The sequence below is a fragment of the Pseudoxanthomonas sp. P4_B2 genome, assembly GCF_056402315.1.
The window spans coordinates 167,502-181,152 of record NZ_JBFUHQ010000007.1 but is presented as its reverse complement, the minus strand read 5'-3'; the positions used below and the strand labels follow the sequence as shown (position 1 = coordinate 181,152).

The following is a 13,651-nucleotide window of genomic DNA, read 5'->3' as shown; positions in this document are numbered from 1 at the left end:
CCACAATCTTGTGAACTTCGTCGCATAATGGGCCTCATGCTTGGGGAAGCCTGATGTCAGCTATTGAACCCACATCCCGTCCGCAGGACGAGCCCTTACGCTCCCGACTGCGCGCCGAAAAGCCACCGTCGCATTACTGGCGCCGTTGGACCGACGACGCGCCTGCGGAAGAACCGGCGACGACTACCACCTTCACTACGGCTGCCGTCACCGCGGCTACCGACACTGCGGCTGCCGACGCTGCGGCCGCGGGACCGCGGGCGGCCGACAGCAACGCCGCCGCCACCTCCATTGTTGCCAACGACACGCGCAAGCACGAAACCGGCGAGACACCCTTCCGGATACTGATCGTGGAAGACGATCGCGGCCAGGCGCTGTTCGCGCAGAGCGTGCTGCACGGCGCTGGCATGCAGGCCGAAGTGGAAATGGCGCCGGACGCCGTGATCGCGGCGATCGAGCGTTTCAAGCCCGATCTGGTGTTGATGGACCTGCACATGCCGGGGCGGGACGGGATGTCGCTGACCATGCAGATCCGTCAGCGCCCGGACTTGCTGCACCTGCCCATCGTGTTCCTGACCGGCGATCCCGACCCGGAGCGCGAGTACGAAGTGCTGGAAAGCGGCGCTGATGATTTCCTCACCAAGCCCATCCGACCACGCCACCTGATTGCGGCGGTGTCCAACCGCATTCAGCGCTCGCGGCAGCGTGCGCCGTTGGCGACCACGCCGCACTTGTCGCTGAATCCCGAAACGGGCTTGCCCACCCGTGCCTACCTGATGCTGCAACTGGGTAACGCACTGGAGGAAAAAACGCCGGGCGGCTTGTTCTTCATCGAAATCAGCGGAACCTTGGGCCTGCGCGAGCGCTACGGCTACGCGAACTTTGAAAACCTGATGGCCGCTGCCGGACGCCAGTTGGCGCTGACCGCTGCGCCGCATCCGCTGGCGCGGCTCAACGACAACAGCTTTCTGGTGCTGGCCAAGGATCTGGACGCCGAAGCCATGGCGGCGTTCGCGAGCAGATTGCGCGAGCAACTGAGCCTGCACGACTTTCCGGTGCGCACCGACGAAACTTTGCGCCTAGGCGGCGCGGTGGGCTACGCGGCGGTGCCGCACACGTTCTCCGACACCGGCAGCGCACTGGAAGCCACCGAGCGCGCCGCGCTGCAGGCCCGCCAGCAGCCGGAGGGAGTTGCGGCCTATACGCCGCTCGAAGCCAGTGGCGAAGAAGACGGGATCTCGCTGCTGGATACGGCGCTGGAGCTGGCCTTCCAGCCCATCGTCTCGGTCGCCGGCAACAGCCTGGCGCAGTATCAGGTGTTCCTGCGCATGCGCCAGGCGGATGGCACCCTGATACCTGCCGCGCAGGCCGTGCCCGCAGCGGAAATGGCCGGACGCATCGTCGAGCTGGATCGGCAGGTGATGGAACGAGTGCTGGACCTGCTTGCCAAATCCCAGAGCGATGGCAGGTTGCTGAGGCTGTTCGTCTCGCAATCGCCGCGTTCGCTGGCGCGCGAGACGTTCGCCGACTGGCTCTTGCAAACCATCGCCGAGCGCGGCATCGAAGGCACTTCGTTGATCATCGACCTGCGCCTGGACGATGCCTTGATCCACTCGGTGACCCTGCGACAGTTCTGCAACCGGCTGATGGCCGCAGGCGTGCAGTTCTGCCTCAGCCAGTTCGAACCCGGTCGCGAAGCCGAAGCGCTGCTCACCCAGCTGCCGCTCGGCTACTTGCGTGTGGCCAGCCGCTACGCCACCGCCCATAACGACCCGGCCCTGCGCGACCAACTGCGCGGGATGATCGACCTGGCCCATCGGATGGGACTGCAAGTGATCGGGCAACAGATCGAAGACCCCCAGGCCGCAGCGGCGATGTGGATGGGCGGCGTCGACTTCATCCAGGGCAACCTGGTGCAGGGAGTCGGCAGCGATCTGGGCTTCGATTTCCAAAACGCGGTCCTGTAGATAATGAGCCGGCTCGGGCGTCTGCCCGTAGCGCCCTGGCTGGCACTGGCGGCAATTTTGCTGGTCCTTGCGTCGCTGCTGCTGCCATCGTTCGGTATCGCCGGACCTTGGCCGTGGGTGGCATTGGCCAGCGCAGGCGTGGCCGGCCTCGCCTGCCTGATCGTCGCCCTGCGCATGCGCACGTTGGCCGCTTATTACGAAGGCACCGAAGCGCGTGCGGCGATGGCCGAGTCCGAACGCGACAATCTGCAACGGGACCTGCAGCGCCACGACCGCCTGGAACAGCAACTGCTGCTGGCCAAGCAAGCGGCCGAGTCGGCGGTGCTGGCCAAGGGCGAATTCCTGGCCACCATGAGCCATGAGATTCGCACGCCGCTCAACGGCATCGTGCCGATGCTGGATCTGCTGTCGCGCGCGGCCTTGCCGCCCGACCAACGCGACATGCTCAACACAGCAAGCGCGTCCTCGCAGCAACTGCTGCGCATAGTCGACGACATCCTCGACTATTCCAAGCTGGAAGCGAACAAGCTGGAACTGGAAATCACCGGTTTCAATCTACGCGAAGTGTTGGACGGCGTGCTGCAGCTGATGCAACGCCCGGCCGAGAACAAGAATATCCGCCTCAACCTGCAGTTGGATCCTGCAGTACGCCTGCCCGTGCGCGGCGATCCGGTGCGTATGCGCCAGGTGCTCAGCAATCTGATCGGCAATGCGGTGAAGTTCACCGAGCGCGGCGCGGTCACCGTCAACGTGCGCAGACTAGGCGAAACCGCGGCCCAGCACTTGTTGCGCTTCGAAGTGCGCGACACCGGTATCGGCATCGATGCGGAGACGCAGACCCGACTGTTCAGTTCTTTTAGCCAGGCCGACGCCTCCACCACTCGCCTGTATGGCGGCACCGGGCTGGGCCTGGCCATCTGCAAGCGCATCATCGACCTGATGGGCGGACGCATCGGCGTGCATTCCGAAGCGGGGCGCGGCGCCACGTTCTGGTTCGAAGTGCCGCTGCTGAAGGTGATCGGCGACCTGCGCACCCAGGACTCCAGTCTGGAACTCACCCGTGCGCTGCTGGTCAGTCCGGAGGCCCGTTTGCGCCAACGCTTGTCCATTCTGCTGCCCAGTTGGGGCATCCAGTTGACGTGCGTGGATACCACTCAGGAAGCGCTAGAACGTCTGCGCTCCGTGCAAACGTCCGGGACCACCAACTTTTCCATCGTCCTGGGCGATCTTTCCTCGATCCGCGCCAGCGCGCGCGCGTTGCATCGCGGCGTTACTCGCAACAACATCGTCGAGGGGATGCGCATGGTCTGGCTGTACGGCGACGAGGAGATCCCCGATGAACTGCGCGACGGCAGTATCTTGCTGCCGCGCCAGTCGCATGGCGCGGACTTGCACGCTGCACTTTCTTTCGCTCCGCCTATCTCCGAACCGGCGACGGTGGGCTTCGACGAAATTCCGCAGCGCGACGAGCTGATGGTGGTGGAACCAGCACCGGCGGCTGTGGCCTCCGCGCCGTCCGGCGCCGACCTGCCCGCCGCAGCCATCGCTCCGGTGAGTGGACTGCCGACCGTCACCCGATTGCTGCTGGTGGAAGACAACCCGGTCAACCTGGCGGTCGGCGAAAAACTTCTGTCTGTCCTGGGTTATAGCTGCGACATCGCCATCAACGGCCAGATCGCGTTGGAAAAAATGGCGACCGGCATTTACAGCCTGGTGCTGATGGACTGCCAGATGCCGGTGCTGGACGGCTATTCGGCCACGCGCGAATGGCGCGACCGGGAAGTGCTGCAGAGTTCAACGACGCGCCTGCCGATCGTAGCCATGACCGCGAATGCCATGGCCGGAGACCGGCAGCGCTGCCTGGATGCGGGCATGGACGACTACCTATCCAAGCCGGTGTCGCGCGAGCAACTGGAAAACTGCCTGCAGCGCTGGTTGCCGGGCCGGGCAAGTTTCAGCCTGCGCGCTGTGCAGCCGACGGCCGATGCCGGCGTTGCGGCCGCAACACCCCCTCCGCCGCGTCCCGCCGCACCCTCGATCTTCCCGGTGCTCGACCACAGCATGCTGGACGAGTTGCAGGAAATCGCCGGCGATGAAACCGCACGCATCATCGGCCTGTTCCTGGAAGATGCGCCACGGTTGATCGCCCGTTTGGAATCGGCGTCAACGATCCCCGATCTGGACGCGATGCGCGACGCCGCGCATACGCTCAAGTCCTCCAGCGCCAATGTCGGCGCGATGGCGCTGTCGACTGCGGCCAAGCGCGTGGAGCTGGGCGCACGTGCGCAGAAACTGGATCGCCCCGCGGTGGCGGTGGCGCTGGTGATCGCCGAATACGCGCGCGCGCGCATGGCCCTGCAAGGCTACATCGCCGAGCTCAATCGCGACTCCGATGCGACCGCTCAGTCTTCCAGCTTGGTCAGCAGATAATTCGGTTCGCCGATGCGGTCGATGACCGACAGCTGGGTCTCTATCCAATCGATGTGCTCTTCTTCCGATTCCAGGATATCGGCGAACAACTGGCGACTGACGTAGTCGCTGACCGTTTCGCAATAGGCAATGGCCTCGCGCAGCAACGGCAGCGCCTCGTATTCCAGGGCCAGGTCGCATTGCAGAAGTTCGCGTGGGTTCTCGCCGATGCGCAGCTTGCCCAGCATCTGGAAGTTCGGCAGGCCGTCTAGGAACAGGATGCGCTCGGACAGTTTGTCCGCGTGCTTCATCTCGTCGATGGATTCTTCGTACTCGTGCTTGGCCAGTTCTTTGAGGCCCCAGTTCTTCAGCATCTTGGCGTGAAGGAAATACTGGTTGATCGCGGTCAGCTCGTTGTACAGCGCCTTGTTGAGGAACTCGATGACCTTGGCGTCGCCCTTCATGGCCGTGCTCCGGTAATGGGGAAGGCGGGCAGGTTAACGGCTCGCGCGGGGCGATGACGAAACGCGAATCGTGCTCATCTCGCGGCGAAGCGCCGCCAGGGGCGGAGTCCGAGGCTCAGGCGGCCCGGGAAATGCCCGCGCTTAGCATCGGCACGGAGAATGCATTACTGCGGCGCTCAGGCGCGTGAGCGTCGAGAATCCCGGCGGCCGTCTCCAAGCAGGTACCGCAGGTGGCGCCGCAGCCGGTACGCATGGTCAGCTCGGCCACACTGCGTACGCCGCTGGCAGCGGCTTCGCGGATCTGGTGATCGGTGACTCCATTGCAGATGCAGACGTACACGGGGCGGTGGATTCCTGGCGGACCCGGCTGGGCTTTGCCTATTCCATCGCGAATGAGAATGATTGTCAATTCTTTCCGGAGCCGCCACTGCCGCCACGTTTGGCTGGCGGTCGGGAAGTCGGATGCGGTCTGCCCAGGCCCAGCTCGGGCATCCAGGCATCCAGCAGCATCTGCGGCACCGCATGCGCGCCGGCCACCAGCCGGGCGAAGGGGGCCAAATGGCGCAGAGCACGGGCATAAACGCCGCGCTTGAACATCACCACGTGCTCCATGGGGTACCAGAAGTCCACCCAGCGCCAGTGGTCGAATTCGGGGGTCTCGGTGAGATCCAAGCGCACGTGCGATTCGTCGCCCACCAGCCGCAGCAGGAACCAGACCTGCTTCTGGCCGATGCAGACATGGCGCTCGTTGTGGCGCACGGCACGATGCGGCAGCCGGTAGCGCAGCCAGCCTGGGGTAGCGCCCAGGATCTCGACGTGCTCGGGCAGCAGGCCGGTTTCCTCGCGCAATTCGCGGTACATGGCCTCGACCGGCGTCTCATCGGTGTTCATGCCGCCCTGCGGGAACTGCCAGCCATCCCGGCGCACCCTGCGCGCCCAGAACACCCGCCCATCCGGGCCCATCAACACTATGCCGACATTAGGTCGGTAGCCGTCCGGATCGATCACGATGCGGACTCCTGAAATCTACTGAGTCCGACTGTGCCACGCCCAGACGGATGTCTCAAGCAAAGCAGTTCTCATTGACAGGCGAGGGTCAGGCAGGAAAAATGCGCGGTTCAATACGCGGCTATGTAGCTCAGCCGGTTAGAGCACAGCACTCATAATGCTGGGGTCGGTGGTTCGAGTCCACCCATAGCCACCAATCCGCGCATTGAAGAAGTCCAACGCAGTCCAAAAAGAGCCGGAAAACCCTTTAAGAACGGGCCTTCCGGCTTTTTTATTGTCCGATGCAGTGCGACCCAGTGGGTAGAAATCCAACGGTAACTGACGGTAACTTTGACGGTAACTGGTGAAGCCCAAAAGGCAGTTACCGTCAAAAGGACCTCTTAGTGGCTCTTACAGACACCGCAATCCGCAAGGCGATCCCCGGCGCAAAACCGACCAAACTCACAGATTCTGGCGGTCTGTACGTGTTGCTCAAGCCTGATGGCGCTCGCTGGTGGCGCTGGGACTACCGTCGCCCGCTGACAGGCAAACGAAACACGCTTAGCCTGGGCACTTATCCCGATACCGGTTTGGCCGATGCCCGCGCCAAACGCGACGAAGCCCGCAAGCTCCTGGCTCGCGGGCTGGACCCCGGTGAACAACGAAAAGCGACCAAGACCGCCCGCAAGGAAGGTGCGGCCAACAGCTTCGAAGTCATCGCCCGTGAATGGCTGGTAGTCAAAGCACCTGAGTGGACCTCCAAGCAGCACGACAAAGAACGAGACCGGCTGCAGAACCATGCCTTCCCCTGGATCGGCAAGCTGCCGATCACCGAGGTGGGTGTGGCTGAGATCCGCCCCCTGCTGGACCGAATTGCCAAACGTGGCCACCTGGAACAGGCGCATCGCCTGCGCTTCCAATTGAGTCGGGTGTTCAAGTACGCGATCGCCGCTGAATACGCATCGAGGGATCCGGCAGCCGACCTCAGCGCCACCCTGCCCTCACGGAGAAAGCACAACTTCCCCACCATTACCGACCCGGTCCAAGTCGGCGGACTGCTGCGGGCCATAGACGGCTTCGATGGCTACGATCAGTATTATTCAATCGCAGACGACATTGTCGCTCTGGATGAATATTGCGGTAAGGACTACAGCTATGGCGATGCGTACATCTGGGAACGCTCGCAAAGAATCGGTACCGCTGGAAGCCCTGGATCCTGGATTACCGCCTGTGCAAACCACCATATGACCTTCACAGCCAATGCGCACGCGACTTAGTTATTGGTGCACCGGAATCGTGCGCCAAGTCGTTCTCTCGCGCAGTTTCTTCAACCCAGCGTATCGCAAGGCTGTCCGCCCTATCTGAGCGATCAGCTCTGCCCGAATGGATTTTTTCGTTGCTCTGGGCTTGGGAGTGCTTCCAAGTAGGTCCACGAGGAGCGAGTCGATCTCTTCCCGCCAAAGCAGCGAGAGCAATGCATCTAGATCCAGGCCAGGATTTGGTTTCGGGCGACGCTCGAACTTATAGGTGAGCTTGCCATCCACGTGCAAGCTGACAACCAACCCCCACCAGTTGGGCACCAATGGCCTTGCCTTGTCGACGAGAGACTCGTGCACGACCAGAACGACGTGATCGAAGCACTGTGAGTATGCCTTGGCCTGACCGGGCAGCCGGCTCACGTCATCTTTCGGTCCCTTGAGCTCTATACCGATCAGACGATTTCCGATGATCGCCAGATCCACCCTCGCGCGGCCTGAGCAGACCTCCATTTCTTCAACGAGAAGCGCGTGCGCATCGTTTCTCAATAAACGCGGGATTTGCGCCTTGACCAAGTTCCGGATCTCGCGCTCAGAAGTCTCGAGCTCCTCGAAAACCTGTGGCTCGGGACAGGCACATATGGAATTGAGGTCGGATGCGGGGTTTTCCTTCAGCATGGCAGCGCCAATTTATCGGTTCTAGCACGCACCATAGCGCACATCAGAGCGCACGGAACCGCGAACAGTCCGAACATTTGAGGTGCTTGATGGTCATCGTGATTTTTCCTGAAATGAGCTGAAAGTCGGCGGGCGCAGCACTTTATCTTCCCATCCTCTGAATGAACCTGGTCGTCTTGCAGACAGGACGTTGGAGGCAAGCTGTTGGTCGAGGCCCGCTCGCAGTACGCCCATCCGTCTCTCGATGCCTGGACTGACGGACTCATCCAAAGTGCATGGAAAGTCTCCAGGGAGCGCGGCTTCGAGTCCTGTGAGGGCAGCATGAGGCAACGGACTGGGCTTACGCTGCATGCTTACGGATAATAAATCTACCTGAATCAATTAGTTGAAATCTATATGCAAATCGCTTCTGGTTCGCAGATCATCGCGGAAGCGAGCGCAGAAGCCAACCAAGCCCGCAAGCACAAGAGACACAAAACTGAAGGCGGAAGCGAACAGCACAGGCACGGTTTGCCCTTACCAACAAGGCGCAGCAAAAAAGGGGAGCCGAAGCCCCCCCTAATCCTCAGACCCACCCTCGCTCGGCCAGAGACACGATGTTCGGCCCACCCACCACGAAGTGATCCAGCAACCGTATATCGACCAGCGCCAGCGCCTGCTTCAGCCGCGCCGTCACTGCCCGATCTGCCGCGGATGGCTCGGCATCACCGGAGGGATGATTGTGAGCAACGATGACCGCGGCAGAATTGCACCCCAAGGCCCGCTTCACCACTTCGCGCGGATGCACCTCGGCCCCATCGATCGTGCCGTGAAAGAGCTCCACGAAATCCAGGAACCGATGCCGGGTATCCAGACTCAACATCACGAACACCTCACGCTCGTACCCTGCCAGCTTGGTCGCCAGAAACGACTTCACTACCGCCGGCGAGGAAAACAACATCCCGTCCCGCACCTGCAGGTCGACCACCCGCCGTGCGATCTCCAGGATCTGCTCAGGTGTGGCCTGTAGGTATTGCCCCTGCTCATCCCGCAGGAACAGCGAAGATTCAATAAAGGAAGAAGAGTGCGTCATGTCCGTGCTCTGGTATCAGGGCGGATTGCCCGGAACCGGCGCCAGCACGGCGCTGCGGAGCAGTCACAGGGTCACGGACGGCCAACAGGACGCCAGCGTGCAAGGCACGCGCAGCCCTTGACGGCGAGAACGCCGTGATACGGTGAAAGGAAACAGCAAGACCGCCCCACCTCTCCAACGAAGAGGCCCACCGCAAGCGGAGCGCGCAGGCAGCCCGCCTGCCGAAGACGCCAGGGATCAAAGCCGCATGGCCATGACCCGCCCGGGGCATTGGGCCAAAGCCCGCGGGCCCGCAGGCGCCCTTTCCAAGACCTGCCGAGATTCAACCAGACCGGCCAAGCCAGCTAGGCCTAAAAAGCACCATTCCCCGGTACTCCTACGCCCCAGCCCCACCCAACGCCTTGACTTGCCTGCAAATCAGGCGGATAAGGACTAATAATCTATCCCTTAAAGCACTTAAGGGCCATTTTATGAGACCTTATTTATGCGATCCCCGGTAATCGACACCCTGCCCCCCAGGGTCCGCCGCTCCCTGGCCAAGCTCGGCAAGGACCTCAAGGATGCCCGCCGCAAGCGCAGCCTGACCGTGGAAATGATGGTCGAGCGGGTCGGTGTTTCCAAGGCGACCTACCTGAAGGTCGAGAAAGGAGATCCCAGCGTATCCATGGGCGTGTACGCGATGACCTTGTTCACGCTCGGATTCTCTGCCGGCCTGGCCGAGATCGCCGACAGCCGCAGCGACGACACCGGGATGCTGATGGACAGCAGCCGCCTGCCGCAACGGGTACGACCCAAGAAAGCCAAATCGCTATGAGAAGGGTCCTCGACGTTTTCCTGGGCGAAACCGCCCTCCAGGTCGGCACCCTCCGATTCGAAGCCCAAGGCGCACGCCAAAGCGCGGGCTTTGAATATCACCCCGACTGGCTGGCAGCCGAAGACCGCTTCGCGCTCGAACCCGGGCTGCCCCTGGTTTCAGGCATGCAGTTCCATCAGCAGATCCGTGACGGCTCACTATTCCACGGCGCCATCGCTGACACCGAACCCGACGGCTGGGGTCGCAAGATCGTTCTGCGTGATTACGCCAAGCAGCGCCAGCGCGCGCGCGCGGAAGGGGGAGCAGCCGAATCCCCCGCATTGAACCACCTGGATTTCCTGCTCGCTGTCGACGACACCAGCCGGGTCGGAGCCCTGCGCTTTCGGGATGAGGACGGAACCTTCCAGCGGGCACCGGAACCCGACCGGCGCACCACCCCTCCCCTGATCGAACTTAACCAGCTCCTCAACGCCTCACGGGCCGTGGAGCAGCACACCGAAACAGCAGCCGACCTCGCATACCTGAGAGGCCGCGGCACCTCCTTGGGTGGCCTGCGCCCCAAGTGCACGGTGATAGATGAAGACGGAAGATTGTCCATCGGCAAATTCCCGAGCGTCCAGGACGACCGCCCCGTCACCAAAGGCGAGGTCCTGGCACTCCTGCTGGCGCGACAAAGCGGCATCAACGCCGCCGAGGCAAGACTCATCGATAGCGATGGAAGTCCGGTCGCACTCATCCGTCGATTCGATCGGCCGGATGACGGCGGCCGCCTGATGTATATCTCGGCAGCGACCATGCTCGGGGTGGACACCAGCGATGGCAGCGAGCACAGCTACACCGAAATCGTCGATGCCCTGAGACAGCATGGCGCCCAACCCCAGACCGATATCGAAGAACTCTGGCGACGCATCGCCTTCTCCATCCTCATCACCAACGTGGACGATCACCTGCACAACCACGGGTTCCTGCATACCCAGTTGGGCCAATGGACCCTGGCGCCGGCTTTCGACGTCAATCCTTTCCCCGAGCGCGTCCGCGAACTGAAAACCTGGCTATCCGAAGACACAGGACCGGCCGCATCCATCGAAGCACTCGTGTCGGTCGCGCCTTACTTCCGAATAGATCGTGACGCTGCCATACGGATCCTGGGTGAAGTGGAACAGGCGACCAGGCGATGGCGTCAGGTTGGCCACTCCATCGGCATGAGCAATCGCGAGCTTGACCAGTTCGTCGATGCCTTTGAGCACCGTGAACGCGACGTCGCTCGGAATATCATCGGCTGATGCCCCGCACTGGAAACTGGAGCCCGCCAATACACCAAGTGCCGCACCGCCTCGATCCCAGGTTGTTCGCCTGCCTGCCACAGCACAATTGACGCACGAAGCCAGCGTAGCCCCGGGTAAGCGAAGGGCACCCGGGGCGCCTCACACTGAAACTCCGCGTGTCCCGGGTGCGGCCTCTGACCTTTCCCGGGCTACTGGCCCGGCTGGCTCATCACTTGTAGCGAAGTTGACCTGGATCAAGTCCCTGACCGTCGGATATGCAATGTTGATGCCCAGCGGGCATTGAGCCGACTGTGAGGAGAACCGAGTATGTTCAAGCACATTCTATTGCCTACCGACGGCTCGGATCTGTCGTTGCGCGCGATCGAACGCGGCGTCGCACTGGCCAAGGCCATGGGCGCCCAGGTGACCGGCTTCCATGCGGCACCGCCGTTCCATGTCTTTGCTTACGAGACGCCGCAACTGGAATACACGCGCGAGCAATACCTGCGGGTGAGTGCGGAGCAGGCGGCGAACATGCTCGGCACGATCGAGGCCGCGGCCCGGACCGCTGGCGTTCCTTTTGAATCGGTGTCGACCGTCAGCGACCATCCTTACGAAGACATCCTGCAGACCGCTACCGAGCGGGGCTGCGACCTTATCGTGATGGCGTCGCACGGGCGTCGCGGCGTAAAGGGCCTGCTGTTGGGCAGCGAGACCCAGAAAGTGCTCACGCACGGCACCGTGCCGGTACTGGTCTATCGCTAGCCAGCGTAGCCCGGGTACGGGAATAAGGGGCAGGGTACGTTTTCTAAGTAAGGGAAAAGCTAAAGGGGACGAAGGCAATTAGGTCACCTAGTTGTCTCCGTCCCCTTTCTCGGCCACTTCCGACCCAGATAACGCGCGTCAGGCCAGGCCTGTTCGCGATCGTCAACCACTACCGCGACGCGACCATTTCAGCCAGAACCTTGCAACTCTCTGGAATCAGAATTGCCTTGTTCTTGGTAAAGCCAGTCATCGCCCTCCGCCGCTGCGGAAGATCGACCACAGCAACCATAGCCCCGCCAAGGAGGCGCCAACGAATCCAAGCAGCCCAAAGAATGGCAGACCCAGCAAAGTCGGTCCGCCCTTCACTGTCATGGCGATCGAAGAGCCGATGATGAGCGCCGCAATCACCAAGCCGCCTGCCAGGCGATTGGCCGAATGGCTCACCTGACGACCTAACTCGGGCAACTGATCCATTTGCAGATGCAGTCTGGCGTTGCCGCCACGGACCGAACGCAGGAGCCGTCGCAACTCCTGCGGTAGTGCAGTGAGCAAGCCAGTGGCTTCGATCAAAGCACGGGTGCCACGTCGCGCCACCGCCCGAGGACCGAGTTGTGCGGTCATTGCGCGACGCAGGAAAGGTTGCGCCTGACGTGCCATATCGAAATCCGGGTCGAGGCTGCGCCCCAATCCTTCCAATGTCAGACAGACCTTGATCAGCAAGGCGAGGTCGGCCGGAAGCGCAAGGCGGTGTGAACGCAGCAGTACGGTTACTTCCAGCAGCATGCCCGCCAGATCGAGTTGTCCCAGCGGCACGCCGTGGTAGCGGTCCACGAACGCGTCGATATCGGCAGTCAGTTGCGCCTCGTCGACGTCCGACTGCTGGGTCCATTCAAGCAGAACCTCGGTAACGCGCCCGGAATCATGCTCGACCAACCCGAACAATAAGTTCACAACTTCCGCACGGCGTGCCGGCGACAGCCGTCCCACCATGCCAAAGTCGATAATGGCAATGCGTCCATTAGGCAGCACGAATACATTGCCCGGATGGGGGTCGGCGTGGAAGAAGCCATCCTCCAGCATCATTTTCAGTACGGCTTGCGCCCCGGTACGTGCGATTTGCTTACGATCCACCCCCGCCGCGTCCAACCCAGCGATATCGGCAACGGGAATTCCGTCGACGAAGTCCTGAACATTCATGCGCTCGCTGGTGAATTTCCAATGCACTGAAGGAACAAGAATGCGAGCATCATCGACGAAGCTCGTCGCGATGCGCTCGGCGTGCCGGCACTCCGCGGCCAGGTCGAGCTCGCACAACAACGAGGCGCGAAACTGACGCACTACGCCCACGGGGTGGAAGCGACGCAGATCCGGAAACTTCTTTTCCGCCTGGCTCGCCGCATATTGCAGCAGCCTCAGATCGGCCTCGATCATGGGGCGGATGCCGGGACGCCGAACCTTCGCCACCACTTCGCTACCGTCATGAAGGCGAGCGCGATGAACCTGCGCGATCGATGCGGCAGCCAGCGGTTCCGGATCTAGCCAGAGAAAAGCCGAATCGAAGTTGATTCCCAGCGCCTGGATCATTTCGGTGCGAATGTCGTCGAACGCGACCGGCGGCACTGCGTTCTGCAGCTTGCTGAACTCGGCTATCCAGTCCGGCGGAAACAGATCCACTCGTGTCGCCAGGACCTGCCCCAACTTGACGAAGCAGGGGCCCATTTCCTCCAGGGCACGCCGCACCCGCACGTGGGCCGGCAGCGCGACGAGTTCTTCCAGATCGCTCAACGGCAAGACTTTGCCGACCCTAGTCAATGCTTGCGCCAATCCCAATCGACGCACCATATCGCCGAAGCCGTACCGCATCAGAATCGCCGCCAGTGTTTGAAGCCGGCCCAGGTCATGCGTTGCGATCAACGTTTCCCACATAGCCGTCGGACTCCTCCCGCTACTGAGTTGGAATTCAACCCGCTTCTC

13 protein-coding genes and 1 tRNA gene are annotated in these 13,651 nt (G+C 62.1%); 8 read left to right on the top strand and 6 right to left on the bottom strand.

Features of this window, described 5'->3' with window-relative positions:
- Positions 1-53 precede the first annotated feature (53 nt).
- Together AC1DTQ_RS16780 and AC1DTQ_RS16775 are read left to right on the top strand one after the other, a co-directional pair.
- Entirely contained in the window at positions 54-1,967 is a 1,914-nt protein-coding gene (locus AC1DTQ_RS16780; RefSeq protein ID WP_477851041.1) for an EAL domain-containing protein, read from the top strand.
- 3 nt (positions 1,968-1,970) lie between these two features.
- Positions 1,971-4,397 carry a hybrid sensor histidine kinase/response regulator gene (locus AC1DTQ_RS16775; RefSeq protein ID WP_477851040.1) on the top strand — a complete coding sequence of 809 codons (2,427 nt, stop codon included), beginning with the start codon at positions 1,971-1,973 and terminating at the stop codon, positions 4,395-4,397.
- Here the strand turns inward: AC1DTQ_RS16775 and bfr are convergent.
- The 3 genes from bfr to AC1DTQ_RS16760 form a co-directional block, all read right to left on the bottom strand.
- Positions 4,370-4,840, bottom strand: coding sequence for a bacterioferritin (bfr, locus tag AC1DTQ_RS16770; protein ID WP_477851039.1), 471 nt, complete (start codon positions 4,838-4,840; stop codon positions 4,370-4,372). The two genes, AC1DTQ_RS16775 and bfr, sit on opposite strands and share 28 nt — an antisense overlap.
- Positions 4,841-4,955: 115 nt before the next feature.
- Complete coding sequence (locus tag AC1DTQ_RS16765) at positions 4,956-5,180, bottom strand: (2Fe-2S)-binding protein (RefSeq protein WP_477851037.1); 225 nt, start codon at positions 5,178-5,180, stop codon at positions 4,956-4,958.
- 65 nt (positions 5,181-5,245) lie between these two features.
- Positions 5,246-5,848: an RNA pyrophosphohydrolase gene (locus tag AC1DTQ_RS16760; RefSeq protein ID WP_477851036.1), complete on the bottom strand. Its 603-nt coding sequence runs from the start codon at positions 5,846-5,848 to the stop codon at positions 5,246-5,248.
- A gap of 119 nt (positions 5,849-5,967) precedes the next feature.
- Here AC1DTQ_RS16760 and AC1DTQ_RS16755 point away from each other — a divergent pair.
- A tRNA-Met gene (locus tag AC1DTQ_RS16755) sits at positions 5,968-6,044 on the top strand.
- Between the two features lie 187 nt (positions 6,045-6,231).
- Positions 6,232-7,104, top strand: a complete 873-nt coding sequence (locus AC1DTQ_RS16750; protein ID WP_477851034.1) for a tyrosine-type recombinase/integrase — start codon at positions 6,232-6,234, stop codon at positions 7,102-7,104.
- On the opposite strand, the gene AC1DTQ_RS16745 is transcribed toward AC1DTQ_RS16750, so the two are convergent.
- Together AC1DTQ_RS16745 and radC are read right to left on the bottom strand one after the other, a co-directional pair.
- Positions 7,105-7,761, bottom strand: coding sequence for a sce7726 family protein (locus tag AC1DTQ_RS16745; RefSeq protein ID WP_477851033.1), 657 nt, complete (start codon positions 7,759-7,761; stop codon positions 7,105-7,107).
- Positions 7,762-8,326: 565 nt separating this feature from the next.
- Positions 8,327-8,833 (bottom strand): RadC family protein, encoded by a 507-nt coding sequence (gene radC, locus AC1DTQ_RS16740; protein ID WP_477851032.1) that lies wholly within the window; start codon positions 8,831-8,833, stop codon positions 8,327-8,329.
- Between radC and AC1DTQ_RS16735 the strand changes: the two genes are divergently transcribed.
- The 4 genes from AC1DTQ_RS16735 to AC1DTQ_RS16720 all read left to right on the top strand — a co-directional run bounded on the left by AC1DTQ_RS16735 (position 8,832) and on the right by AC1DTQ_RS16720 (position 11,677).
- Positions 8,832-8,954 carry a hypothetical protein gene (locus AC1DTQ_RS16735; protein ID WP_477851031.1) on the top strand — a complete coding sequence of 41 codons (123 nt, stop codon included), beginning with the start codon at positions 8,832-8,834 and terminating at the stop codon, positions 8,952-8,954. The genes radC and AC1DTQ_RS16735 overlap by 2 nt on opposite strands.
- Positions 8,955-9,317: 363 nt before the next feature.
- Positions 9,318-9,647 (top strand): helix-turn-helix domain-containing protein, encoded by a 330-nt coding sequence (locus AC1DTQ_RS16730; protein ID WP_477851030.1) that lies wholly within the window; start codon positions 9,318-9,320, stop codon positions 9,645-9,647.
- Positions 9,644-10,930 carry a type II toxin-antitoxin system HipA family toxin gene (locus AC1DTQ_RS16725; protein WP_477851029.1) on the top strand — a complete coding sequence of 429 codons (1,287 nt, stop codon included), beginning with the start codon at positions 9,644-9,646 and terminating at the stop codon, positions 10,928-10,930. Before AC1DTQ_RS16730 ends, AC1DTQ_RS16725 begins: the two co-directional genes overlap by 4 nt.
- A gap of 309 nt (positions 10,931-11,239) precedes the next feature.
- Positions 11,240-11,677, top strand: a complete 438-nt coding sequence (locus tag AC1DTQ_RS16720) for a universal stress protein (protein WP_477851027.1) — start codon at positions 11,240-11,242, stop codon at positions 11,675-11,677.
- 246 nt (positions 11,678-11,923) lie between these two features.
- Here AC1DTQ_RS16720 and AC1DTQ_RS16715 read toward each other — a convergent pair whose 3' ends face one another.
- Positions 11,924-13,603: an ABC1 kinase family protein gene (locus tag AC1DTQ_RS16715; protein ID WP_477851026.1), complete on the bottom strand. Its 1,680-nt coding sequence runs from the start codon at positions 13,601-13,603 to the stop codon at positions 11,924-11,926.
- Between the last annotated feature and the right edge of the window lie 48 nt (positions 13,604-13,651).

Bases quoted from the DNA above. Each gene is read 5' to 3' on its own strand.
- AC1DTQ_RS16780 (WP_477851041.1), top strand. From the start codon at position 54: ATGTCAGCTATTGAACCCACATCCCGTCCGCAGGACGAGCCCTTACGC.
- AC1DTQ_RS16775 (WP_477851040.1), top strand. From the start codon at position 1,971: ATGAGCCGGCTCGGGCGTCTGCCCGTAGCGCCCTGGCTGGCACTGGCG.
- bfr (WP_477851039.1), bottom strand. From the start codon at position 4,840: ATGAAGGGCGACGCCAAGGTCATCGAGTTCCTCAACAAGGCGCTGTAC.
- AC1DTQ_RS16745 (WP_477851033.1), bottom strand. From the start codon at position 7,761: ATGCTGAAGGAAAACCCCGCATCCGACCTCAATTCCATATGTGCCTGT.
- AC1DTQ_RS16735 (WP_477851031.1), top strand. From the start codon at position 8,832: ATGTCCGTGCTCTGGTATCAGGGCGGATTGCCCGGAACCGGCGCCAGC.
- radC (WP_477851032.1), bottom strand. From the start codon at position 8,833: ATGACGCACTCTTCTTCCTTTATTGAATCTTCGCTGTTCCTGCGGGAT.
- AC1DTQ_RS16730 (WP_477851030.1), top strand. From the start codon at position 9,318: ATGCGATCCCCGGTAATCGACACCCTGCCCCCCAGGGTCCGCCGCTCC.
- AC1DTQ_RS16725 (WP_477851029.1), top strand. From the start codon at position 9,644: ATGAGAAGGGTCCTCGACGTTTTCCTGGGCGAAACCGCCCTCCAGGTC.
- AC1DTQ_RS16720 (WP_477851027.1), top strand. From the start codon at position 11,240: ATGTTCAAGCACATTCTATTGCCTACCGACGGCTCGGATCTGTCGTTG.
- AC1DTQ_RS16715 (WP_477851026.1), bottom strand. From the start codon at position 13,603: ATGTGGGAAACGTTGATCGCAACGCATGACCTGGGCCGGCTTCAAACA.